17 protein-coding genes, 1 tRNA gene and 2 rRNA genes are annotated in these 23,463 nt (G+C 48.8%); 1 reads left to right on the top strand and 19 read right to left on the bottom strand.

Annotated features, from left to right (window positions below; translation table 11 throughout):
* Window positions 1-88: 88 nt before the first annotated feature.
* The 15 genes from OF158_RS00345 to spoIIE all read right to left on the bottom strand — a co-directional run bounded on the left by OF158_RS00345 (window position 89) and on the right by spoIIE (window position 20,998).
* Window positions 89-3,021, bottom strand: a 23S ribosomal RNA gene (locus OF158_RS00345).
* Between the two features lie 318 nt (window positions 3,022-3,339).
* Window positions 3,340-4,893, bottom strand: a 16S ribosomal RNA gene (locus OF158_RS00340).
* The 16S and 23S rRNA genes sit together here, the layout of an rRNA operon.
* A 395-nt stretch (window positions 4,894-5,288) precedes the next feature.
* Window positions 5,289-6,776, bottom strand: coding sequence for a lysine--tRNA ligase (lysS, locus tag OF158_RS00335; protein ID WP_014096545.1), 1,488 nt, complete (start codon window positions 6,774-6,776; stop codon window positions 5,289-5,291).
* 330 nt (window positions 6,777-7,106) lie between these two features.
* Complete coding sequence (gene folK, locus OF158_RS00330; protein ID WP_017550858.1) at window positions 7,107-7,625, bottom strand: 2-amino-4-hydroxy-6-hydroxymethyldihydropteridine diphosphokinase; 519 nt, start codon at window positions 7,623-7,625, stop codon at window positions 7,107-7,109.
* Window positions 7,618-7,986, bottom strand: a complete 369-nt coding sequence (gene folB / locus OF158_RS00325) for a dihydroneopterin aldolase (protein ID WP_014096547.1) — start codon at window positions 7,984-7,986, stop codon at window positions 7,618-7,620. The genes folK and folB overlap by 8 nt, the downstream gene beginning before the upstream one ends.
* Window positions 7,964-8,800 (bottom strand): dihydropteroate synthase, encoded by an 837-nt coding sequence (gene folP / locus OF158_RS00320; protein WP_014096548.1) that lies wholly within the window; start codon window positions 8,798-8,800, stop codon window positions 7,964-7,966. Before folP ends, folB begins: the two co-directional genes overlap by 23 nt.
* A 227-nt stretch (window positions 8,801-9,027) precedes the next feature.
* The gene (gene cysK / locus OF158_RS00315) at window positions 9,028-9,954 is read right to left on the bottom strand and encodes a cysteine synthase A (protein ID WP_014096549.1); all 927 of its coding nucleotides are present in this window, start codon (window positions 9,952-9,954) and stop codon (window positions 9,028-9,030) included.
* A 333-nt stretch (window positions 9,955-10,287) separates the two neighbouring features.
* Window positions 10,288-11,169 carry an Hsp33 family molecular chaperone HslO gene (gene hslO, locus OF158_RS00310; RefSeq protein WP_017550859.1) on the bottom strand — a complete coding sequence of 294 codons (882 nt, stop codon included), beginning with the start codon at window positions 11,167-11,169 and terminating at the stop codon, window positions 10,288-10,290.
* Between the two features lie 15 nt (window positions 11,170-11,184).
* Window positions 11,185-11,955, bottom strand: a complete 771-nt coding sequence (locus tag OF158_RS00305; RefSeq protein WP_017553409.1) for a type III pantothenate kinase — start codon at window positions 11,953-11,955, stop codon at window positions 11,185-11,187.
* A 151-nt stretch (window positions 11,956-12,106) separates the two neighbouring features.
* Entirely contained in the window at window positions 12,107-14,119 is a 2,013-nt protein-coding gene (ftsH, locus tag OF158_RS00300; protein ID WP_014096552.1) for an ATP-dependent zinc metalloprotease FtsH, read from the bottom strand.
* A 166-nt stretch (window positions 14,120-14,285) separates the two neighbouring features.
* The gene (gene hpt, locus OF158_RS00295) at window positions 14,286-14,834 is read right to left on the bottom strand and encodes a hypoxanthine phosphoribosyltransferase (RefSeq protein ID WP_014096553.1); all 549 of its coding nucleotides are present in this window, start codon (window positions 14,832-14,834) and stop codon (window positions 14,286-14,288) included.
* Window positions 14,818-16,254, bottom strand: coding sequence for a tRNA lysidine(34) synthetase TilS (gene tilS / locus OF158_RS00290; RefSeq protein ID WP_035183011.1), 1,437 nt, complete (start codon window positions 16,252-16,254; stop codon window positions 14,818-14,820). Before tilS ends, hpt begins: the two co-directional genes overlap by 17 nt.
* A gap of 457 nt (window positions 16,255-16,711) precedes the next feature.
* Window positions 16,712-17,701, bottom strand: a complete 990-nt coding sequence (locus OF158_RS00285; protein WP_264302931.1) for a serine/threonine protein kinase — start codon at window positions 17,699-17,701, stop codon at window positions 16,712-16,714.
* Window positions 17,667-18,404, bottom strand: coding sequence for a VWA domain-containing protein (locus tag OF158_RS00280; protein ID WP_013858018.1), 738 nt, complete (start codon window positions 18,402-18,404; stop codon window positions 17,667-17,669). Before OF158_RS00280 ends, OF158_RS00285 begins: the two co-directional genes overlap by 35 nt.
* Window positions 18,405-18,511: 107 nt before the next feature.
* A complete protein-coding gene (gene spoIIE, locus OF158_RS00275; RefSeq protein ID WP_264302930.1) occupies window positions 18,512-20,998 on the bottom strand; it encodes a stage II sporulation protein E in 2,487 nt (828 codons plus the stop codon).
* A 205-nt stretch (window positions 20,999-21,203) separates the two neighbouring features.
* Between spoIIE and OF158_RS00270 the strand changes: the two genes are divergently transcribed.
* Window positions 21,204-21,277: transfer RNA gene (locus tag OF158_RS00270), tRNA-Met, on the top strand.
* Window positions 21,278-21,454: 177 nt separating this feature from the next.
* Here the strand turns inward: OF158_RS00270 and OF158_RS00265 are convergent.
* The 4 genes from OF158_RS00265 to yabP form a co-directional block, all read right to left on the bottom strand.
* A complete protein-coding gene (locus OF158_RS00265) occupies window positions 21,455-21,877 on the bottom strand; it encodes a S1 domain-containing RNA-binding protein (protein WP_014096558.1) in 423 nt (140 codons plus the stop codon).
* Between the two features lie 72 nt (window positions 21,878-21,949).
* Window positions 21,950-22,345 (bottom strand): FtsB family cell division protein, encoded by a 396-nt coding sequence (locus OF158_RS00260; protein WP_014096559.1) that lies wholly within the window; start codon window positions 22,343-22,345, stop codon window positions 21,950-21,952.
* A gap of 49 nt (window positions 22,346-22,394) precedes the next feature.
* Window positions 22,395-23,024 carry a spore cortex biosynthesis protein YabQ gene (yabQ, locus tag OF158_RS00255; protein WP_035183013.1) on the bottom strand — a complete coding sequence of 210 codons (630 nt, stop codon included), beginning with the start codon at window positions 23,022-23,024 and terminating at the stop codon, window positions 22,395-22,397.
* Entirely contained in the window at window positions 23,021-23,326 is a 306-nt protein-coding gene (yabP, locus tag OF158_RS00250) for a sporulation protein YabP (RefSeq protein WP_014096561.1), read from the bottom strand. Before yabP ends, yabQ begins: the two co-directional genes overlap by 4 nt.
* Window positions 23,327-23,463 lie beyond the last annotated feature (137 nt).

Below are 23,463 nucleotides of genomic sequence, written 5' to 3'. Positions count from 1 at the left end.
CATCGGCTCGATACCTCGCCGTGTTTCCTTTATCTCAGTCGAAAGCTCCGAAATCCGTACGCCGATGACCAAGGCGCTTCCGCTTTTCGTGGTTAAGTCCTCGATCGATTAGTATCCGTCAGCTCCACGCGTCGCCGCGCTTCCACCCCGGACCTATCAACCTGATCATCTTTCAGGGATCTTACCAGTATAAACTGTGGGAAATCTCATCTTGAGGGGGGCTTCATGCTTAGATGCTTTCAGCACTTATCCCTTCCGCACATAGCTACCCAGCGATGCCTTTGGCAAGACAACTGGTACACCAGCGGTGCGTCCATCCCGGTCCTCTCGTACTAAGGACAGCTCCTCTCAAATTTCCTGCGCCCGCGACGGATAGGGACCGAACTGTCTCACGACGTTCTGAACCCAGCTCGCGTACCGCTTTAATGGGCGAACAGCCCAACCCTTGGGACCGACTACAGCCCCAGGATGCGATGAGCCGACATCGAGGTGCCAAACCTCCCCGTCGATGTGGACTCTTGGGGGAGATCAGCCTGTTATCCCCAGGGTAGCTTTTATCCGTTGAGCGATGGCCCTTCCATGCGGAACCACCGGATCACTAAGCCCGACTTTCGTCCCTGCCCGACTTGTAAGTCTCGCAGTCAAGCTCCCTTATGCCTTTACACTCTGCGAATGATTTCCAACCATTCTGAGGGAACCTTTGGGCGCCTCCGTTACCTTTTAGGAGGCGACCGCCCCAGTCAAACTGCCTGCCTGACACTGTCTCCCACCCCGGTAAGGGGTGCGGGTTAGAATTTCAATACAGCCAGGGTAGTATCCCACCGATGCCTCCGCCGAAGCTGGCGCTCCGGTTTCCAAGGCTCCTACCTATCCTGTACAAGCTGTACCAAAATTCAATATCAGGCTGCAGTAAAGCTCCATGGGGTCTTTCCGTCCTGTCGCGGGTAACCTGCATCTTCACAGGTACTATAATTTCACCGAGTCTCTCGTTGAGACAGTGCCCAGATCGTTACACCTTTCGTGCGGGTCAGAACTTACCTGACAAGGAATTTCGCTACCTTAGGACCGTTATAGTTACGGCCGCCGTTTACTGGGGCTTCAGTTCAGAGCTTCGCCTTACGGCTAACCCCTCTCCTTAACCTTCCAGCACCGGGCAGGTGTCAGCCCCTATACTTCGCCTTGCGGCTTCGCAGAGACCTGTGTTTTTGCTAAACAGTCGCCTGGGCCTATTCACTGCGGCTTCCCGGGGCATACACCCCAAAAAGCACCCCTTCTCCCGAAGTTACGGGGTCATTTTGCCGAGTTCCTTAACGAGAGTTCTCTCGCTCACCTTAGGATTCTCTCCTCGCCTACCTGTGTCGGTTTGCGGTACGGGCGCCTTTCACCTCACTAGAGGCTTTTCTTGGCAGTGTGGAATCAGGAACTTCGGTACTCAAATTTCCCTCGCCATCACAGCTCCGCCTTGGCGCGAAGGATTTGCCTCCGCACCGGCCTAACTGCTTGGACGCGATCAACCAGTGTCGCGCTCGCCCTATCCTCCTGCGTCCCCCCATCGTTCAAACGGTGAAGAGGCGGTACAGGAATATCAACCTGTTGTCCATCGCCTACGCCTTTCGGCCTCGGCTTAGGCCCCGACTAACCCTGAGCGGACGAGCCTTCCTCAGGAAACCTTAGGCATTCGGTGGAAGGGATTCTCACCCTTCTTTCGCTACTCATACCGGCATTCTCACTTCTAAGCGCTCCACCGGTCCTTCCGGTCCGGCTTCAACGCCCTTAGAACGCTCTCCTACCACGGACACCATACGGTGTCCATCCGCAGCTTCGGTGATACGTTTAGCCCCGGTACATTTTCGGCGCAGCGTCACTCGACCAGTGAGCTATTACGCACTCTTTGAATGATGGCTGCTTCTAAGCCAACATCCTGGTTGTCTAAGCAACGCCACATCCTTTTCCACTTAACGTATACTTTGGGACCTTAGCTGGCGGTCTGGGCTGTTTCCCTTTCGACCATGGATCTTATCACTCACAGTCTGACTCCCAAGCATAAGTTTTTGGCATTCGGAGTTTGTCTGAATTCGGTAACCCGATGAGGGCCCCTCGTCCAAACAGTGCTCTACCTCCAAAACTCTTCGCTTGAGGCTAGCCCTAAAGCTATTTCGGAGAGAACCAGCTATCTCCAAGTTCGATTGGAATTTCTCCGCTACCCACACCTCATCCCCGCACTTTTCAACGTGCGTGGGTTCGGGCCTCCAGCAAGTGTTACCTTGCCTTCACCCTGGACATGGGTAGATCACCTGGTTTCGGGTCTGCGGCCTCATACTCTTTCGCCCTGTTCAGACTCGCTTTCGCTGCGGCTCCGCTTCTTCAGCTTAACCTTGCATGAGACCGTAACTCGCCGGTTCATTCTACAAAAGGCACGCCATCACCCGTTAACGGGCTCTGACTACTTGTAGGCACACGGTTTCAGGATCTCTTTCACTCCCCTCCCGGGGTGCTTTTCACCTTTCCCTCACGGTACTGGTTCACTATCGGTCACTAGGGAGTATTTAGCCTTGGGAGATGGTCCTCCCGGATTCCGGCGGGATTCCTCGTGTCCCGCCGTACTCAGGATCCACTCGGGAGAGAACGAAGTTTCAGTTACAGGGCTTTTACCTTCTCCGGCAGGCCTTTCCAGGCCGCTTCACTTACCCCGTTCTTTTGTAACTCCCATATGAGTGTCCTACAACCCCGGAAGGCAAGCCTTCCGGTTTGGGCTGTTTCCTGTTCGCTCGCCGCTACTTGGGAAATCGCAATTGCTTTCTCTTCCTCCGGGTACTGAGATGTTTCAGTTCCCCGGGTGTGCCCTTCCTGCCCTATGGATTCAGGCAGGAATCCTGTCCGATTAAAGACAGGGGGTTTCCCCATTCGGAAATCTCCGGATCAAAGCTTACGTACAGCTCCCCGGAGCATATCGGTGTTTGTACCGTCCTTCATCGGCTCCTAGTGCCAAGGCATCCGCCGTGCGCCCTTTCTAACTTAACCATAAAAAGGTTTAAATCCAAAAATAAGCGATTCTCGGTTTACTTGGTTTGTTTCTCCTATCCGGTTTTCAAAGAACACATGTTGAAGGATTGAACCTTCAAAACTGAACAAAACGGAAACGTCAAACTTGATTTTGGAAAACGAAGTTTTCCTTTTCTGTCTAGCTCCGGGCGCTATCGGCTAGCGTATTTCTACGTCTTCTCCCTACGATAAGTCAACATCGATTCGCCTTTAAGGCTCATCGTGTTTCCTTTATCTCAGTCGAAGACTACGAAATCCGTACGCCGATGAACGAGCGCCCTACGCTTTTCCCCTTAGAAAGGAGGTGATCCAGCCGCACCTTCCGATACGGCTACCTTGTTACGACTTCACCCCAATCATCTGTCCCACCTTCGGCGGCTGGCTCCGTAAAGGTTACCTCACCGACTTCGGGTGTTACAAACTCTCGTGGTGTGACGGGCGGTGTGTACAAGGCCCGGGAACGTATTCACCGCGGCATGCTGATCCGCGATTACTAGCGATTCCGGCTTCATGCAGGCGGGTTGCAGCCTGCAATCCGAACTGGGAATGGTTTTCTGGGATTGGCTTAACCTCGCGGTCTCGCAGCCCTTTGTACCATCCATTGTAGCACGTGTGTAGCCCAGGTCATAAGGGGCATGATGATTTGACGTCATCCCCACCTTCCTCCGGTTTGTCACCGGCAGTCACCTTAGAGTGCCCAACTGAATGCTGGCAACTAAGGTCAAGGGTTGCGCTCGTTGCGGGACTTAACCCAACATCTCACGACACGAGCTGACGACAACCATGCACCACCTGTCACTCTGTCCCCCGAAGGGGAAGGCCCTGTCTCCAGGGAGGTCAGAGGATGTCAAGACCTGGTAAGGTTCTTCGCGTTGCTTCGAATTAAACCACATGCTCCACCGCTTGTGCGGGCCCCCGTCAATTCCTTTGAGTTTCAGCCTTGCGGCCGTACTCCCCAGGCGGAGTGCTTAATGCGTTAGCTGCAGCACTAAAGGGCGGAAACCCTCTAACACTTAGCACTCATCGTTTACGGCGTGGACTACCAGGGTATCTAATCCTGTTTGCTCCCCACGCTTTCGCGCCTCAGCGTCAGTTACAGACCAGAGAGCCGCCTTCGCCACTGGTGTTCCTCCACATCTCTACGCATTTCACCGCTACACGTGGAATTCCACTCTCCTCTTCTGCACTCAAGCCTCCCAGTTTCCAATGACCGCTTGCGGTTGAGCCGCAAGATTTCACATCAGACTTAAGAAGCCGCCTGCGCGCGCTTTACGCCCAATAATTCCGGACAACGCTTGCCACCTACGTATTACCGCGGCTGCTGGCACGTAGTTAGCCGTGGCTTTCTGGCCGGGTACCGTCAAGGCGCCGCCCTGTTCGAACGGCACTTGTTCTTCCCCGGCAACAGAGTTTTACGACCCGAAGGCCTTCTTCACTCACGCGGCGTTGCTCCGTCAGACTTTCGTCCATTGCGGAAGATTCCCTACTGCTGCCTCCCGTAGGAGTTTGGGCCGTGTCTCAGTCCCAATGTGGCCGATCACCCTCTCAGGTCGGCTACGCATCGTTGCCTTGGTGAGCCGTTACCCCACCAACAAGCTAATGCGCCGCGGGCCCATCTGTAAGTGACAGCCGAAGCCGTCTTTCCTTTTTCCTCCATGCGGAGGAAAAAACTATCCGGTATTAGCCCCGGTTTCCCGGCGTTATCCCGATCTTACAGGCAGGTTGCCCACGTGTTACTCACCCGTCCGCCGCTAACCTTTTAAAAGCAAGCTTTTAAAAGGTCCGCACGACTTGCATGTATTAGGCACGCCGCCAGCGTTCGTCCTGAGCCAGGATCAAACTCTCAGTAAAGATGTTTGATAAAAGCTCAAAAAGAATTTGACGTTTCGTTTTGTCCAGTTTTCAAGGAACAATCTGTGTTGCTTTCTAAGCGACTTTAATATTCTACTACAAACGAATACTATTGTCAACAACTTTTTCAAATCTGTATTTCAGTAGGCATTTAATTAGCCAACGAATATTACTATACCATGCATTTGGCACGAATGCAATAGTTTTTCGCCATTTATTTTTCAAACAAGCTGAAGCCTGCTTCCTTTCACCAAAGCAGGAAAAAAGCTTACGGTTGGCCATAACAAACATCCATTCCCAAGAAACTGGCCACTTGAACGTTAATATTATATTAAAATAATGTTTTCAAAAAGCAGCGGTTCCTGCCCCGCTGCTTTTTGTAAGTTTTGCTTTGCTTAATCCCTGCTTTTCATTAATGGGAAGAGCAGCACGTCCCGGATAGACGGGGCATTGGTCAGCAACATGACAAGCCGGTCAACGCCGATGCCGAGTCCTCCTGTTGGCGGCATGCCGTATTCCAATGCTTCAATAAAGTCTTCATCCATTTGGTGCGCTTCGTCATTCCCCTGCTCGCGCTCTTTCAGCTGGTTCACGAAACGTTCGCGCTGGTCGATCGGGTCATTCAGTTCGGTGAAGGCATTGGCATGTTCACGGCCGACAATGAACAGTTCGAACCGGTCTGTAAACCGCGGGTCTTTTTCATTTTTTCTAGCAAGCGGCGAGATTTCGACCGGGTGCCCGTAAACGAAAGTCGGCTGGATCAGTTTTTCTTCTACCCTTTGCTCGAAAAATTCATTGACGATATGCCCGTATTCCATATGTTCCGTGATTTCAATATGGTGTTCTTTTGCAAGTGCCCTTGCTTCTTCCGTGCTTGTCACATTCCAGAAGTCGACGCCCGTATATTCTTTAATCGCATCGACCATATGCAGGCGGCGCCACTCCGGTTCAAGATTTACTTCGTGTTCGCCGTACCGGATGGTGGTTGTGCCAAGTACTTCTTTTGCTGTGTGGACAATCATGTTTTCAGTCAGCTGCATAATATCGTTAAAATCCGCATATGCTTCGTACAGCTCAAGCATCGTGAATTCCGGGTTATGGCGGGTATCGATTCCTTCATTGCGGAAGACGCGGCCGATTTCATAGACTTTTTCCAACCCGCCGACAATCAGCCGTTTCAGATGAAGTTCAATCGCAATCCGCATATAAAGGTCGATATCGAGCGCATTGTGATGGGTGATAAACGGCCGTGCAGCCGCCCCACCTGCAATGGCATGCATCATCGGCGTTTCGACTTCCAAATAGCCGTTCTTGTCCAAATAATTGCGGATGGACTGGATAATGCGGCTTCTTGTAATGAACGTGTTTTTACTTTCTTCACTCATAATCAGGTCGAGATAACGCTGACGGTACCGCTGCTCGATGTCCCGCAGGCCGTGGAATTTATCCGGCAACGGGCGCAGCGCTTTTGTTAACAGAATAAATTCTTTGACTTTGACGGACAATTCGCCCACTTTTGTCCGGAAAACCGTGCCTTTAAGCCCGACAATGTCGCCAAGGTCCGTGCTTTTGAATAACTCGTACTGTTCTTCGCCGACTGCGTCCTGGCGAATATAAAACTGGATTTGCCCTTTCAAGTCCTGGATATGGGCAAACCCGGCCCTTCCTTTCCGCCGTTTTGTCATGATCCGCCCGGCAATGGCAACTGGAATCTCTTTTTCTTCCAGTTGTTCTTCCGTGCATTCGCCGTATTTTTGTTTTAATTCTTCCGTGTCGGTTGTCCGTTCAAAACGCTTGCCGAACGGGTCCACCCCTTTTTCGCGGAGCGCCTCCATTTTTTCTTTCCGGACCAGATACTGTTCATTTATATTTTCGCCACTCATCTTTTTTCCTCCAATCGTTAAAAATGCCGGCCAATATGATAGAAAAGGAAAGACGCCTTTCCTTATTTTCCGCCCTCTTCAAGTATGAAAGGTTCTGCCGCCCAACATTAGCCATTATAGACGTATACCTCTATTATTGTACACAATCTTTCGCGTTCAGACATCCTTTCACCAGGTTTTTTCTTTGTATGTATACAAGCAAGTACTGCCGGGATTCCTCCGGCAGTACTCCGTTACATGGCCTGTCGTTGTTTCCGTACCGGTTATACACCAATCCGTATTTCAGTATAAAGCCGCCGCCGGGTTGTTTAAAATGCCCGGGGGTACCCTTTATGGCAAGAAAGCAGTATCCCCTGTGATCTGTTTCCACAGCCGGACACCATCTTTGTCTGTGCACTTTTTCAGCAGTTCCGCATACGGGGTTTTGGTTACAGGGTCGCAAAGTGCATGGTCCAATTCCGCGAGGGGAACCAAAACAAATGCCCGTTCATGCATGCGCGGGTGCGGAATGGTAAGATTCTCTGTTTTCATATTTTCCTGATTATACAACAAAATGTCAAGGTCTATTGTCCGCGGTCCCCAATGAATTTCCCTTTTTCTCCGTAACTTTTTTTCAATCTCAAGGCAGGCAGCGAGCAGGTCAAAAGGGGATAACCGCGTTTCAATTTGAACAGCCATATTTAAAAACTGTCCCTGCTCGGTGTAACCGACAGGATTGGTTTCATAAATGGATGAAACTTTGCAAACCTTTATGTCCGGGTTGTTTCTAAGTAACCGGATGGCGTGCTGAAGATAATCAAATCGCGGTTCAATATTGGATCCGAGTGCCAAATAAGCGAGATTATCCATTCTTTCTTCTCCTTGTAATTTCGACCGCAACGGACTTGTAATGGCCGGGAATGGGCGGGTCCGGTTTGGTTACTTTGACTGTGACTTCCGCAACTTTTTCGTATAAAGCGAGAATGGAAGCAGCCAGTTTTTCTGCGACAGCTTCAAGGAGCTTGAAAGGCTGCCCTTCAACAATTTTTTTCACGCATGCATAGACATCCGCATAACTGACGGTTTCTTCCAGCCGGTCGGTTTCGCCCGCCTGCTTTAAGTCCAAACCAAGCACGATGGATACACGGAAGCGCTGGCCCAGTTTATTTTCCTCGGGCAATACGCCGTGGTAACCGTAAAATTCCATATCATGAATATAAATTTTGTCCATCCTGTTCCCCTTTTCCGACGAGGGCGTCCATCATTTTCACCATTCTGCTTACAGGTTTTACATCGTGGACACGGACCATATGGCAGCCTTTCATGATGCCAAAGCAGCATACCGCCCCAGTGCCTTCCATTCTTTCGCCCGTCGGCAGCCCGAGCACGCTTCCGATCATGCGCTTCCTTGAGGCAGCAAGCAGAACGGGATAGCCGAGTCCAACAAGTTTGTCGAGGTTTCGCATCATTTCCATGTCTTCCTGAAAACCTTTCGCAAACCCGATACCCGGATCGAGGATGATTTGCCGGTCCTCGACGCCTGCTTTTTTTGCAATCGTGATGCTTTCATACAGATCGTTCAGACAGTCCCGCATAAAATGTTCATACTGCGGCTTTTCGCGGTTATGCATTAAAATAATCGGAACGTTGTACTGTGCGGCAACATCGGCGATTTCCGGATCCCGTTTTGCCCCCCATACATCATTGATGATATGTGCGCCTGCTTTTATTGCTTCTTCCGCAGTTCTCGCTTTATACGTATCGACAGAAAGCGGCGCCTGGATTTTTCCTGCCACCGCGTGAATGACCGGCAAGATTCTCTCCAGTTCTTCCTCTGCTGACACCGGCTGATGCCCCGGCCTTGTCGACTCTCCGCCAATATCGAGCAGATCGGCACCGTCCTCTACCATCTGATACGCATGTTCCACCGCTTTCTCAGGCTGAAAAAAATTCCCTCCGTCCGAAAAAGAATCGGGCGTTACATTTAATATGCCCATTACATAGGTTTTACGGGTAAAATCGAACGTAAACGAACCACACTTCAACTGCTGTTCTCCCCTTTTTCAGTTCAATAATTATAGTCTATCACATCCGCGGCCATCGATTAATACGGAATACAAAGATGTGGGTCGCTGGAGCAGATCCGGGATCACCCCGGGCGCCCTACTAAAAAAGCTGCCGGATGCCAACTAGAGGCTGGCGTTTCAAACCAGCATAGATAGGCTGTGAAAAGAAAAACCCGCGGGGCGTTTCTCCGCGGGTTTTATCGTTTTTAATCTTCAAACTGGTAAAGCGGGGTGCTCAAATAGCGTTCGCCGGTATCCGGAATGATGGCAAGCACTTTTTTGCCTTTGCCGAGTTTTTTCGCCACTTCAAGGGCAGCGTAAACGGCAGCACCGGAAGAAATCCCGCCGAGAATGCCTTCTTTTGCCGCTGTATCTTTTGCCGCTTTGAAAGCCTGATCCGTTGTGACACGGATAATTTCATCGTAAATTTCTTTATCAAGTGTTTCAGGGACAAAGTTGGTGCCGATACCTTGAATTTTGTGCGGGCCCGGTTTGCCTTCAGACAACAGCGGGGAGTCATCCGGTTCAACAGCATAAATTTTGATACCTGGATAAGCTTCGCGCAGCGCCTGGCCAGCCCCTGTAATCGTTCCGCCGGTGCCGACGCCGGCAACAAAAGCATCGAGCTGATCTCCCATTTGTTCAATGATTTCTTTACCGGTTGTCAAACGGTGGATTTCCGGGTTGGCCGGGTTTTTGAATTGCTGTGGCATAAAATAGCCGTTTTCTTTCACGAGTTGTTCCGCTTTATTTACTGCGCCTTTAATGCCTTCAGAGCCCGGGGTTAAAACAAGCTTTGCCCCGTATGCACGCAGTAGGCTGCGACGTTCCATACTCATTGTTTCCGGCATGACAATGACAGCTTTGTATCCTTTTGCAGCCGCAATCATGGCAAGCCCGATTCCCGTGTTGCCGCTTGTCGGTTCAACAATGGTGTCGCCCGGTTTTAAGCGTCCTTTTTGTTCAGCGTCTTCAATCATCGCGAGAGCAATCCGGTCTTTTACACTGCTGGCCGGGTTGAAATATTCCAGCTTCAAATACACTTCTGCATCATTTTCATTTGTCAGACGGTTTACTTTTACAACCGGTGTGTTGCCGACCAATTCAGCAACAGAGTTCACATACTTTGCCAAAATCATCCACCCCATATTCCGAGTATTTTTATTGGTTTAATATCTAAAAATTAACATCTTTTTACGCAATTGTCAACCAAAATGCCTTGCTATTCTATGACAAAGTGCCTAAGAAACAAAGCCGGCAATATCGCTTTTTTAGCCACTGGCGCCGGGCTTCTTGATCAAGCGACGGCTATTGCAACGGGACGGGGCAAGCTTCCGTCAATCAAACAGGCCAGCCCCGATTAGACAACTTGGTTAAAAGTTGCCCATTCGCGCTCAAGGGGCCCGCATTCATCTGAAAAGGAAGGCCGTTTTGCCGAAAATCATCCTGCCCTCACGGCTTTCGCCTTACCCCTTTGCTTCTTCCAGCATTTGTTCCAGATCTTCACGGCTGAAATGGTATTTTTCGCGACAGAAATGGCAGACGGCTTCAGCTTGCCCGTCTTCCTCGATCATGTCCCGGAGCTCCTGTTTGCCGAGGCCGATCATAGCAGAAGCAAATTTTTCTTTGGAGCAGGTGCATTCAAACCGTACTGCCATTTTCTCCAATATCTGCACATTTTCTTCGCCGAGCAGGTTTGCCAATATTTCTTCCGGCGAAAGCCCCTGACGGATAAGGTCGGAAATCGGGGCGGTATCAGAAATTTTATTTTCAATTTCCGAGATGACTTTCTCGTCTGTTCCCGGCATCAACTGGATGATAAACCCGCCGGAAGCCAAAATCGTGTTGTCGGGATTAACCAGCACACCGACACCGACTGCAGATGGCACTTGTTCGGAAGCGGCAAAATAATACGTAAAATCTTCGCCGAGCTCGCCGGATACAAGCGGAACCTGGCCTGAAAAGTTCTCACGAAGCCCGAGATCTTTTACAACGGTAAGCGTCCCATCTGTCCCGACTGCACGCCTGACATCCAGCTTTCCTTTTTTGTTTAAATCAAAATGGGTTTGCGGATTGGTAACATAGCCCCGGACTTCCCCGTGTGCATTCGCGTCTACCAGAATGACACCGATCGGGCCGCCGCCTTCCACTTTAATCGTAATTTTTTCATCCCCCTTCAGCATGGCCCCCATCATCGCCCCCGCTGTCAAAGTTCTGCCCAGCGCGGCGGAAGCTGTCGGCCAAGTGTAGTGCCTTCGTTGCGCTTCTCCAACGGTTTCCGTTGTTTCCGCAGCGTATGCCCGGACCTGCCCGTCATACGCTAATGCTTTAATTAAATAATCCGCCAAAAGAAAAATCCTCCTTTAATGCTGTAAGTTTCGGTTATAAATCAAGTGCAACCCCTTTAAAGTCAAAAATTGGTCGACGATATCAATGCTTTTTGATTCTTTTGCAATGAGGGGTGCATGCCCGCCTGTTGCAATGACGACCGGGTCTTTTTTACTTTTTGCTTTCATCCGGGACACGATACCTTCAACCTGTCCGACATAGCCGAAAACAATGCCTGCCTGCATGGCGCTGACGGTGTTCCGGCCAATAATATCATCCGGGCTTGCGATTTCTATCCGGGGCAGTTTTGCCGCTCTCGAGTACAGGGCTTCCGCCGAAATGCTGATGCCCGGTGCAATCGCTCCCCCCATATACTGCTTTTCCTCGTTAATATAACAGTAAGTGGTTGCTGTCCCGAAGTCGACAATAATTAACGGGCTGCCGTATTCGTGGATGCCGGCGACCGCATTAACAATCCGATCTGCCCCGACCTCACGCGGATTATCGTATTTTATGTCGAGCCCTGTTTTAACCCCAGGACCGACAATCAGCGGCGAAACATGGAAATATTTGCTGCACATCCGCTCCAGTGCGTACATAATCGGGGGCACCACAGAAGAAATAATAATGCCGGTAATATCTTTAAAGTGAATGCCGACATGGCGGAACAAGGCTTTCATAGACATGCCGTATTCATCCTCCGTTTTATCCCGGACGGTTTGAATGCGCCAATGATATTTTAGTTCATCTTTATCGTATACACCTAATACAATGTTTGTATTCCCCACATCGATCACCAATAACATTATGCTCACCACTTTGTTTTTCTGTTAGTTTTTATGCAACCATCATACCATAATCTCCGTGATTTAGAGAATGCTTTCATTTGGTTCCCTAGCCATAAAAAAGCACCGCCTTTTTTTTCAGACGGTGCTTTTTTAAATGATTTGCAACCTATCAAAGTTGATCATCATCTGCCGGTCTTGATGGTCCCAGTTTCCCCGGCCGTTTTTCATCTGGCATCCCGGTATCCGAATTATTTCCGGCACCCGGATCCACTTCTTTGATGCCGCCCTGCTTCGACTGCAGGTTCACGCGCGGCTCGGTTCCACCGATTTCAGCCGGATCCTGGGATTTCGCAGGCTGTTCAGGCAACGTGCCATGTTCAAACAGATGCTTGATTTGTTTTGCATCCAATGTTTCCACTTCAAGCAGCGTTTTTGCGATCAGTTCCAGCTTATCGCGGTGTTCAAGCAAGATCTGCCGTGCCCGTTCATAACAGGTTTTAATGATATTTTGAATCTCTGTATCAATTTCGTAGGCAATTTTATCGGAATAATTTTGGTCATTGTTAATATCTCTGCCCAAAAATACCTGGCCTTGCGAAGACCCGAACTGGAGAGGGCCAAGCTTATCGCTCATCCCAAATTCAGTTACCATCCTTCTCGCAATGCCGGTTGCGCGTTCAAAGTCGTTGGATGCGCCCGTTGACACTTCACCGAACGTAATTTCTTCGGATACACGGCCGCCGAGAAGCCCCGTAATCTTATCGAGCAATTCTGGTTTTGTCATGAAATAACGGTCTTCTTTCGGTACCATCATCGCGTACCCGCCGGCCTGTCCGCGCGGCACAATGGTCACTTTCTGGACAATTTCCGCTTCATCGAGCACAAGCCCGATAACGGTATGCCCGGATTCATGGAAGGCCACAATATTGCGTTCTTTTTCCGAAATGACCCGGCTCTTTTTCGCCGGTCCGGCAATGACGCGGTCTGTCGCTTCATCAATATCCTGCATGTCAATTTTTTTCTTGGAAGCCCTTGCCGCAATCAACGCTGCTTCATTAAGCAGGTTTTCCAGATCGGCTCCGGAAAAACCTGGTGTCCGTTGGGCAATCGCTTTTAAATCGACGGACGGGTCAAGCGGCTTATTGCGCGCATGGACACGCAGCACAGCTTCACGCCCGTGGACATCCGGTCGGTCAACCGTAATCTGACGGTCAAAGCGTCCCGGCCGCAGAAGCGCAGGATCAAGAATATCCGGGCGGTTTGTTGCCGCAATAATAATGATTCCTTCATTGGCGCTAAATCCGTCCATTTCAACGAGCAGCTGGTTCAACGTCTGTTCACGTTCATCATGGCCGCCGCCGAGCCCTGCACCACGCTGGCGCCCGACTGCGTCAATTTCATCAATAAAGATAATACAAGGCGCGTTCTTTTTCGCGTTTTCAAATAAATCACGAACCCGGCTTGCACCGACACCGACAAACATTTCGACAAAATCAGAACCGCTGATGGAGAAGAAAGGAACGCCTGCTTCACCTGCAACTGCCCTTGCCAGCAATGTTTTACCGGTTCCCGGAGGCCCGACAAGCAGTACGCCTTTCGGGATACGGGCACCCAGTTCGGAAAACTTGCGTGGATCTTTTAAGAATTCGACGACTTCGACAAGTTCCTGTTTCTCTTCATCCGCGCCGGCAACGTCACGGAAACGGACTTTCTTTTTGTCGTCATTGTAAAGCCTTGCTTTGCTCTTCCCGAAATTCATGACACGGCCGCCCCCGCCCTGTGCCTGGTTCATCAGGAAGAAGAACAGAATGAAAATAATCACAAACGGAATAATGGATGTCAGGAAAGAAACCCATCCATTCGTTTCTTTTGCCTGGAGGACATCGACTTTCACTTTTTGATCGTGCGCCGCTTTATCGATCCGGTTCAGCATGGCCTGGTCATCCATAACATACGTAATAAACTGTTTATTGCCGTCTTTCAGCAGGCCCCGGATCTCATAAACGCCCCTTGAAGGCTGCGTTGTTATACTCTTTACACTGCCATTATCCAAATAAGAAACAAATTGATCATAGGATATCGTTTCCGTCGTTTCGCTGCTGCGGTTAAAAAAACTTACGATCCCGATCAGGACGACAAATAATAATACGTAGAAAATTGTATTTCTGAAGATCCGATTCATTCCTTACCTCCTCCCACGGTCTTAAAAAACTATATTCAATAGTACTATAGTGGTTTTTAATTTAACAATATTTTGCACCCGTTTTTCATCTTTTTTTCACAGACCGTTTGCTTTTCCATACATATAGCCTGAATTTCACAATGATAGTCCTCTTTTTTCGGAATTCTTACTCCCCCTCATGGGTATAAACAGCTGGCTTCAGGATGCCGATATACGGAAGGTTGCGGTATTTTTCCGCATAGTCAAGGCCGTATCCGACAACGAATTCATCCGGGACAATGAATCCGACATAGTCAGCCTGGATGTCCGCTTTCCGACCCGATGGTTTGTCGAGCAATGTGACGATTTTAATGGATTTTGCTTTCCGGTAGCGGAACAATTCAACCAGGTAACTGAGCGTCATCCCGCTGTCAATAATGTCTTCGATAATCAGGACATCGCGCCCTTCCACCGAGGTATCCAAGTCTTTTAAGATTTTGACTTCTCCGGATGAAACAGTAGAATTCCCGTAGCTCGATACGTCCATAAAATCCATTTCCAAATATGTATCCATATGCTTGACAAGATCGGCCATAAACATCATGGCGCCTTTTAATACCCCGATCGCAAGCGGAAATCTGCCATCATACTCTTTCGTCAGCTGCTCCCCCAATTCCTTTACTTTTCGCTGGACTTCCTCTTCTGTAATGAGGATTTTTTCAATATCCTGATTCATCTTGCGATTGCCCCCTAGAAGTTGTTTGCTTACAATAGTGCACGACATAGTAGGTTTCATCAGGTAAAATAAGCCCGGATTCAAACTTTGCTTTTTTCAGATTCGGAAGCCACAGGATGTTCCCTTTTGAATCGGTTACAACCGGCCACAAATCCCGCTCCGGCTTTGAAATTTTCTCATCAATAAATATATCTTTTACCTTTTTTGAACCATTTAGTCCTTTTGCTTCAATTCTGTCCCCCGGTTTCCTTGTACGGACAATAAGGGGGAGAGAAGTGTCGTTTATGTGTAATAATAGCATATTCTTTGGCAGGGATGAATATGAAATTTTGCTTTTTACAAGCTTTATCGTATACCCGTTCGGCAGATCAATCTTCATCCCTTCATCCAAGACATATTGATATGCAGAACGGGCGGGGCGGCGCCCAAAAGAAAAGGCCATGCGCCCGTAGTCCCTTACAGCCTTTAAGCCGCCGGGGAGATCGGCGCTCCCGGACGGATTGGAGCCTGAAGCCAGTTTTAAAACGGCATCTGTATGTATCGCTGTGACGTCTTTTATGTCTTCATTGTAAAGATATTTTAATATTAGATGAATCACCCGCCTTTGTAAAGGCATAGGCATCCCTTTGAACTTCCGGAGATCGAGCGTGCAAGTTCCGGACCCTGTTTCCGCCATCTGCTTTAATTTTTCCTGCGCCAGCCCGTAAAGATAGATTTCATCTTCCAAAAGCTCTTCGCTGAATCTTTGAAAATGCAAATGGGCCCGCGGGTTTTCTTTCTTTAGAAAAGGCAGGACGGACGCACGAAACCGGTTTCTTGCAAAGTCGGGGGATGCGTTGCTTTCATCGGTGCGTGGTTCGAGATGATAATGGGCGCAGTAATCTATGATTTCTTTTTTGGCCGTGCCCAATAGCGGACGGATGATTTCTCCCTTTGCAAACGGCCGGCGAAACGGAATGCCTGCCCTTCCCTTTCCGCCTGCGCCCCTTGTAAGCCGCATCAGTACCGTTTCCATCTGGTCATCGCCGTGGTGGCCTAATACAACTTTATTGGCGCCGGTTTTCTCCATTGCTTCAGCGAGAAAAGCATACCGGTATTTTCTCGCTGCTTCTTCAATGCCAAGGCCTTCTTCCTTCGCTTTTTCCAGCACCGGGATTTCTGCCGTTTCACAACCGATACGGTGAGATTCGCAAAAGCTTTTGACAAACAAAAGGTCTTTACAGGACGCTTCCCCCCTTAGCATATGGTTAACATGAGCGGCTGTTATCTTTACACGGAAGCGCTCCCTTCGCGAAGTGAGAAAGTGGAGGAGCGCAAGTGAATCCGGCCCGCCGGAAACCGCTACGAGCAAATGGTCTCCCGCCTCAATCAGCCTGTGTTTCCTGATAAAATGGAATACATTGTCCTCAAATGCGAGCATAAAACCTGTCCTTTTCGGTACCGTTTTGTTATTTCCATTGTAACATGGGCATTTCCAAATTTCTAAACATATTCTGCTTTAAAGAATTTGTGCCGGTGTATTTATCCTGAATATTCATTTCCATCCTTTTGCTTGCATGGACGTTTGCGTAAAATTTGCGCTATAAAAAGGAACTTCAGTTTTTCCATCAAGCCCGACCATCGATTTCTACGAGAACTACTTTTTGCGGCAGGCAACAGAGCGGCAATATTTTGTTCATTTTATATAGCATTTTCATCATAAGGCAAACGGCCGGAAATTTATGCTTTCTTTATAAAAAGGCGCCCGTCCTGAAAAAAGCATAGACTTGCCATCCTTGCCAGTGCTGCGCTCGTTGTCGCTGCGCACTTATTTTCGGCCATGCTGTAATCCCGGATTAGGAGGCCGCCGCATTTTTCCGGCATAAATTTGTGGATATTTAAAAAGGGATGCTGATTTGTCCGTAAGTATAATACCAGTATAACACAGAGATCATCAAGATGATCATCATGGCAGCCATGAACTTTTTAAATTTTCTAAACCTCCGTCTTTTTGCCCGCGACTGTCCGAGTTTTGATTTTTCCGGCCTGTGCGTTGTTTTGGCTTTCTTCTTTTCTCTATGCGAAGTCAGCAGCATAAGCATGTCCTGCCTCATCTCAAAAGCTGTCCGATATCCTCCCCCCAGCGCTTTCCGCAGCACCGCCTCAAATTTGCACAGCCCGGCATGTTGCCTGACCGCCGCCATCAGTTGTGGGAAACCATTTGCCTGTTTTTTTAAAAACCGGTTCGGATAGGCAAGATTGATCATTACCATTGCAACGGAAAACAAATCATAGGAAGGCTCGGCTTTCCGCGATCCCAACCCCCAGTAACCTCTGTCGAAAAACTCCGTAAATTCTTTTACTGAACGTCCGATCTTTGTCATCCCGCCCGGATCAATGCAGCAGATCCTGTTTCCAGGGGTTCCAACCAGCAAGTTTTCGGGCTTCAAATCTCCGAAAATCCAGCCCTGTTCATGCAAATGTTGTAAATCGGAAAGAAGCTGGATCACAAGCACTGCCGCCCAGGAAAAACCTTTCCCGGTGACAAAGGAAAGCAGATCCGGGCCGTCTATATATTCCATGACATAAAAAGGAATGATCTCCCGCCCGCGCTCCCAGTCATCCGCTTCCAAAAAGGAAGGCCCGAGGGACTGCCCCCGGGCCTTGGATATGGTTTTTAGTACGCTGGACTCGGATGCCACCTGGGCAGTGCTCACACCGACTTTTAATGCAACCGGACCGGCCGCCGATTCCGCCAGATAAACAGCGCCATTTGCACCGGCCCCGAGGCGCTTTAGCAATCTGTACCGGTTTTTATGCCATTTCCCCGTCACAACCGTACCCGGCGGATCATTAAATGGATTCTTCAAAGTATTGTCCGTCATCATGCGTATGATATCCCCTCAGCTTCCTTTTCCGGTCAAAATGGCGGATCGCCTCATGAATGGCCGGCCCTGTCGGCGTAATCCCGCCTGTCTGCAGTTTCGGAAATATGGCCGCGAGCGATTCCAGTTTCGGTGTCCAGTCAAGCAGTTTCTCCGTTTCTTTCCTTTTCCCAGGAAATATAAAAACTGAAAATTGGTTATTCCCCATTCGCGCATTCAGGCTTAAAGACAAATCAAGCAAAGCTTCTTTTACAGTCTCGAGCTTCGGTTTCATACTTGCGCTTGTATCGACGAGCACGAGAATGTCCAAATCCACTGTTTCCCCCAGTTCATCTACCACCTCCAACACATCGCCGCGTTTTTCAGGCGGCAGTGCTTCAATGGATCCGTTACTTCCCAAAATATGTTTTAATTCCTTGTTCACGATTCCCTGAATCGTCTGGGTCATCGCTTTCCGAGTGACCATTTGCACGGTTTGCGATAATTGTTTCGTATAGACGATCTGGCTGACGCCACCCCCCGACATGGCGATATTTTGAATTTCCGCTGCCCCTTTTTCATCAATGATATCCCGTTCCATGACGCCAATTACATTAATGGTGATGCCTGCTTCTCTTGCCAATGCCGCAGCTGCAGCCGGATCACCCCCCTGGTTTGAACATCCGTCCGTAATCAGCAAAATCTGTTTTAAAGTGCCTGCATTCATTTTTTCTCCTCCTTGTCATTAACGGCATTTCTTCGTTTTTACCATCATCGACAATCGGGAGAAAATATATACCGTTGCCTTCCGCTTCTTCTATATGGCACGGACATTTAAGAGATCATTCTTTTCCCTTTGCTAACGGGGATGGCCGCCCATTTCGGCGTGTTGTGTTTGATTTTTGCAACGACGACCGTCATATCATCTTCAATTAAACCGGATCGCGAGCGGATCACTTCTTCTATGAGCAGGTCGGCAATTTCCTGGGGATTTTCCGTTTCCAGCTCCCGGATTTTCCGCTTGATCCATAATTCCGGGTTTTCAATGTAACGCGGGCCTTCCAAAATCCCGTCACTCATCATGATTAAAATATCACCGGCTTTCAGCTGCCGGGAAACGACATCCACATCAAATTCCTGGATCATGCCCATCGGCAAGTTCCCAGATTCAATTTTGATCACTTTATCGCCGCGTTTAATAAAGCTCGGCGTTGATCCAATTTTTAAAAATTTGCTGCTTGCATCCTGCAGGTCGATCATCGCCAGATCAAGCGTGGAAAACACTTCTTCCTGCGTCCTTAGCGCCAGAATGGAGTTCACCGATTTGATGGCAATCTTTTCTTCTATGCCCGATTCTAAAATCTGCCGCAAGAGCCTGAGCGTCTCATTGCTTTCATGATGGGCACGCTCGCCGTTTCCCATGCCGTCGCTGATAGCAATGGCGTACTTTCTTGAGCCAAGCTCGATCATCGAATAACTGTCACCGGATATAAAACCGCCTCCTTTTGCGGCATGCGCCACACCGGTGTCGACGACAAATGCCCTGGCCGAACGGAATGTCACATAGCCAAGCCCGCCCGACTGCGAACTGAACTCTTCTTTCTGGACAACAATCGTTTCTCCTAATATATCGGAAAGCATCGGCGCGATGATCTTTTCGCATTCGCCGTAGCCACTGTACTGCGGCAAGGTGATATCAATGTCAATATTGCCCGACTCTAGGCTGTAAATTTCGACCTGGTCAATATCGAGCCCGAAATCCTGTAATGACTCGAGGATCATTTCTTCCTGCAGCTGGTGGTTCTCGCGCTCCCGCTGAATTTCCTTTGCAAAATCTCCCATGACTTCCGAAACGCCCTGCAGCTGTTCTGCGACAATTTTCCGGCTTTCTTTGATCATTTTTTTGAATTTTTGATTGGCCTGGTAAAATGTCAATTCCTGGTTGATCGCATCTTCCACTTTTTGGGCCCTGACACAATGTTTCTCCAATTCGCGATGAGCACGCCTCGAAACCGCGCCGTCCCTTTCACTCAGGTCCTCCATCGTCATTTTCATCAAATCATACGTCTTATCAAAGTTTTTCGCCCAGCACTGCTCTTTTTTGAAGCAGGTCTGGCATGTCCGTTCCGTGACATTGCTGAAAAAATAATCCAGATCCCGCTCACGGTCCTCCTCTTCTTTCGTATGGTCATACTGCGAAAAGCTTTTGGAAAGCGCCTGGAAAACGGACGAGAACTGCTCCACGCGGTGAACCGTCACATCGCGCACTTTCCTTAAATACTGCTGCTGCTCCTTCATATATTCGGCTGTCCCCGGGATATGCCGCGCCATTTTTGCCGTAAACGGGGACGGCGTTAAAAAGAAAAGGGCAATGCTCACGCATGTTTCATACAGCGCGGCGCTTAAAGACGCCCCGGACTCGCCGTACATCGTAATCAGCAGGGTCGCAACAAGCATCCCGGCAGCCGCCCCCCCGCGCTTCCCTTCCTTTAACAATCCGCACAGGAGCCCTGCGAACGCAAGCAGGCTCATTTGATAAAAGCTGGACACGTTGGCAAGGCTGAAAATGAGACCGGTCACAACCCCGACAGTGGAACCGACCGTCGCGCCGCCGACAAACGCAAACAGGAGGACAAGATAGCGCGAAAAAATATGCTCAACGGACAACCCGTTCACCGTCCAGCCGATTGTCCCGGTCAAAACGGACGCGAGCACAATGATGAGACTGACGACTTCCTCCGTTTTTAATGTTTTTTTTCGTCTTGTTTGTGATAAGATTGGAATGCTTTGCATAAATATCATGGTAAGGATAAAGGTTAAGCACGATTCCACACCCGCCATCAGGCCGTCATAAAAAGAGAGCTGGAACTGCTGCTGAAGATAAAGGTAAGCGCATTTTGAAACAAGCGAGACAGCAAAGATGTAAAAGGGCAGCACCCGGGTTTCCTCTTTATGGTATTTGCCGAACAACCTGAATACAAGAATAAAGAGGATGGTCGATGCGAGCGTGTACATCCCGTTCGCAACAGATAATGTTAATCCGCCCGCAGTGAGCCCGAGCAGCGTGATGGGCGCCTTATCCCGCTTCATCACATAGACAGCTGCAAAAAACGGCAATGCAAACGGCGTAAAGTGCGACAAGATAAGGGCCCTTCCCAATAAAAAGCCAATGATCAAAAGACTGATCCCTTTTTGGATAAACAGGGATTCAAATTTTCCCCGGAGCTGCTTCCATCCTTTTGCAAACTCTTTTTTTGTTTCCTCAAGATCCACATGGCCCCCCTGTTCCATCATCCCGCGCTCAACTTTCCCCAAATTCATCATAAACTCCCCCTCATCACTTTGATACAAGCAATTATAAAAGGACAAGTTTTAAAAGTTTGTCAAAATTCCAATGCAGTCCAAAAGAAAAGTTCGACTTTTTCCACAAATATGCGATGCATTTTACAATTTTTTTCAAAAAGAGCAGTTGACAAATGGGTGCGGTGCCGTTATTATAGAAAATGTGCTTTTTCATTTAAGCCATGGCGGCGTAGCTCAGCTGGCTAGAGCGTACGGTTCATACCCGTGAGGTCGGGGGTTCGATCCCCTCCGCCGCTATATCTGTTTTGAAAAAAAACCGGCCCGTTCAAGGCCGGTTTTTTTCGTGTGATTCGGCGATTTTTGTCCGAAACAGCAAAAAGAAAAAGCGGATCCGACAAACATTTCTGTTTGAACCGGTTCCGCCCTCCAATTTAAAGCAAATGATACGGATATATGAGTCAACTAGACAGCAAGTTAGCCTCTTCTCGCGCCGCGGCCGCCGCGTTTTGATTCTGTATTTCGTTTGAGCGAAGACAGGCGATCTTCACTGTCTTTCAAAAAGCGCGCCATTTTGGATTCAAAATCTTCTTTTCCGCGGTTATTTCCCCGGCCATGCCTTTGCGGCCGATGGGAATGGGACTGGGATTGGGATTGCTGCGCCTGGTCTTTCGCCTTGCGGATCGACAAACCGATTTTCCCGTCTTTTTCGACATTCAGCACCTTTACTTCAACGATATCGCCGACTTTTAAATGGTCATGAATGTCTTTTACATAGTTATCAGCAACTTCACTGATATGAACCAGCCCGGTTGAGCCGTCCGGCAATTCGACGAAAGCCCCGAAATGCGTGATGCCTGTTACTTTACCTTGTAACTTGCTGCCTGCTTCAATTGACATAAAAAAATTTTTCCTCCTTAAAAGATAAAAAATCAACCTTTAACATATTATAACGAACATGAAAAAAGAGTGTCAATAAGACACGTCTTCTTCTTGAGTATTCTTTTTGGAATCAGGCAAATTAAAAATGATCTCCCCTTTTTTGGAAAGGAAATATTCGCTACGGGCGAGTTTTGCAATATAGTCATCATCTTTCAGTTTCTTAATCTCGCTTCTGAGCATCGCCTGCTGCTTGTCAATGTCCCTTACTTGATGCACTAGCTTTGCTTTTTGTTCTTTTTTTGCCGCGAGCTGTGCGTTCCGTGAGACCAGGGTGGAGACGAGCAGTGCGGAAACAAGCACTGCCATAACACCGAAAAGCGCCAATCGCCGGAAAAGCAGCTTACGCCTTCTCACCAGTACTTTTTCTTTGACCGATTGCTGTTTTATATAAGCATTGTCCATTGAAGCAATATTGCGTCCCAACATACTCCCTCCTAAAAAGCCCTAGGCAGAGCGGAAAGTATAGCCACCGGGCTTATCTTTTAAAAAACCTGCCAATCCGGTTTTTCAGTTTGATAAACTTATTCTGGATTGTTTTCCATAATCCTGCCGTTTTCTTAAAAAAACGTTCAAAAGAGGCGCGCAGCGGATTGATGCGCCATAAAAAAACACCCAGTACGGAAAACGGTTTAAGCCCGGTCTTTAATATCCATATTACCATTTTTACCATCATTTTTACAATCGTATAAAGCAATCGCCCTGCGCCGAGAAAAAGGGCAAACAAAAGAAGGACAAATCCTTTGGCCGGGCGGAAAACAAGAAGCCGGAACATGCCGGCTGTAAACCGGCCGATGCGGCGTGCTGCCTGGATGCACCATTCCAACAGCTTCAAGTACCCGTTTTTGAATAATGCCTGGTAAGCGGCAAACCCGCACAGGAGGGCGATAAAAATATAAAACCGGACTTCCCCAGCGTTTACCAGGAACAGGACATAAAACAGCAGCAGGCTCTGGCACAGCCAAAAAAGAACATCATGGACAAAGACAACCCAGCGCTTTCTTTTCCGTCTTTGCAAGAAACGGTTATACGTATCAAGGGTGCCGCCGAAAAAGCTTCCCATCGCGATCATGGCAAGCATCGTATAAAATTGCACGCTCAGGCTCATCTAAACAGCTTGCTAAAGAGTCCCTTAGCTTTCTCCCCGTGATGGTCATCCAAATAAACAAGATCAAACACTTTTCCTTTTATCGAGACGACCCCTTTGTCAACATCCAAGTTTTTCATTTGCAAATTCTGCCCGCGAATGGCGAGAAAGCCCATCACCGTTTCCAGCAAAAACTCCTCATTGTCAAAGCTTTCCACCTGCTTCACGCCGGTAATATCCAGCAGCTTGCGGCCGCGCATTATCACATCGTGTTCCTGGAGAACCGGTTTGCTTGCTTGCGGTGTATTATAAAAGTCACTCATCCTGATCCCCACTTTCCTTGTCCAAACTTTGTACTATACTATGCCCGTCCGGACAAAAAAAGACCAAAAGGGAACAGCACACGAAACTAAAGCACGGCCATACGAATTCGCACGGACCTCCGGAAACGCCTTCCCGT

Source organism: Weizmannia sp. WK01, assembly GCF_025905465.1.
In the GTDB taxonomy this organism is placed as follows: domain Bacteria; phylum Bacillota; class Bacilli; order Bacillales; family Bacillaceae_C; genus Weizmannia; species Weizmannia faecalis.
The sequence above is the reverse complement of the archived record's forward strand: the minus strand, read 5'-3'. Positions and strand labels throughout refer to the sequence as shown.

Coding starts and splice junctions, on each gene's coding strand:
- tilS (WP_035183011.1), bottom strand. CDS start 16,254: ATGCTCGCATTTGAGGACAATGTATTCCATTTTATCAGGAAACACAGG.
- hpt (WP_014096553.1), bottom strand. CDS start 14,834: ATGAATCAGGATATTGAAAAAATCCTCATTACAGAAGAGGAAGTCCAG.
- OF158_RS00305 (WP_017553409.1), bottom strand. CDS start 11,955: ATGTTATTGGTGATCGATGTGGGGAATACAAACATTGTATTAGGTGTA.
- folK (WP_017550858.1), bottom strand. CDS start 7,625: ATGGATAATCTCGCTTATTTGGCACTCGGATCCAATATTGAACCGCGA.
- folB (WP_014096547.1), bottom strand. CDS start 7,986: ATGGACAAAATTTATATTCATGATATGGAATTTTACGGTTACCACGGC.
- lysS (WP_014096545.1), bottom strand. CDS start 6,776: ATGAGTGGCGAAAATATAAATGAACAGTATCTGGTCCGGAAAGAAAAA.
- ftsH (WP_014096552.1), bottom strand. CDS start 14,119: ATGAATCGGATCTTCAGAAATACAATTTTCTACGTATTATTATTTGTC.
- yabQ (WP_035183013.1), bottom strand. CDS start 23,024: ATGAGCCTGAGCGTGCAATTTTATACGATGCTTGCCATGATCGCGATG.
- yabP (WP_014096561.1), bottom strand. CDS start 23,326: ATGAGTGACTTTTATAATACACCGCAAGCAAGCAAACCGGTTCTCCAG.
- OF158_RS00285 (WP_264302931.1), bottom strand. CDS start 17,701: ATGATGACGGACAATACTTTGAAGAATCCATTTAATGATCCGCCGGGT.
- OF158_RS00265 (WP_014096558.1), bottom strand. CDS start 21,877: ATGTCAATTGAAGCAGGCAGCAAGTTACAAGGTAAAGTAACAGGCATC.
- OF158_RS00280 (WP_013858018.1), bottom strand. CDS start 18,404: ATGAATGCAGGCACTTTAAAACAGATTTTGCTGATTACGGACGGATGT.
- OF158_RS00260 (WP_014096559.1), bottom strand. CDS start 22,345: ATGTTGGGACGCAATATTGCTTCAATGGACAATGCTTATATAAAACAG.
- spoIIE (WP_264302930.1), bottom strand. CDS start 20,998: ATGAATTTGGGGAAAGTTGAGCGCGGGATGATGGAACAGGGGGGCCAT.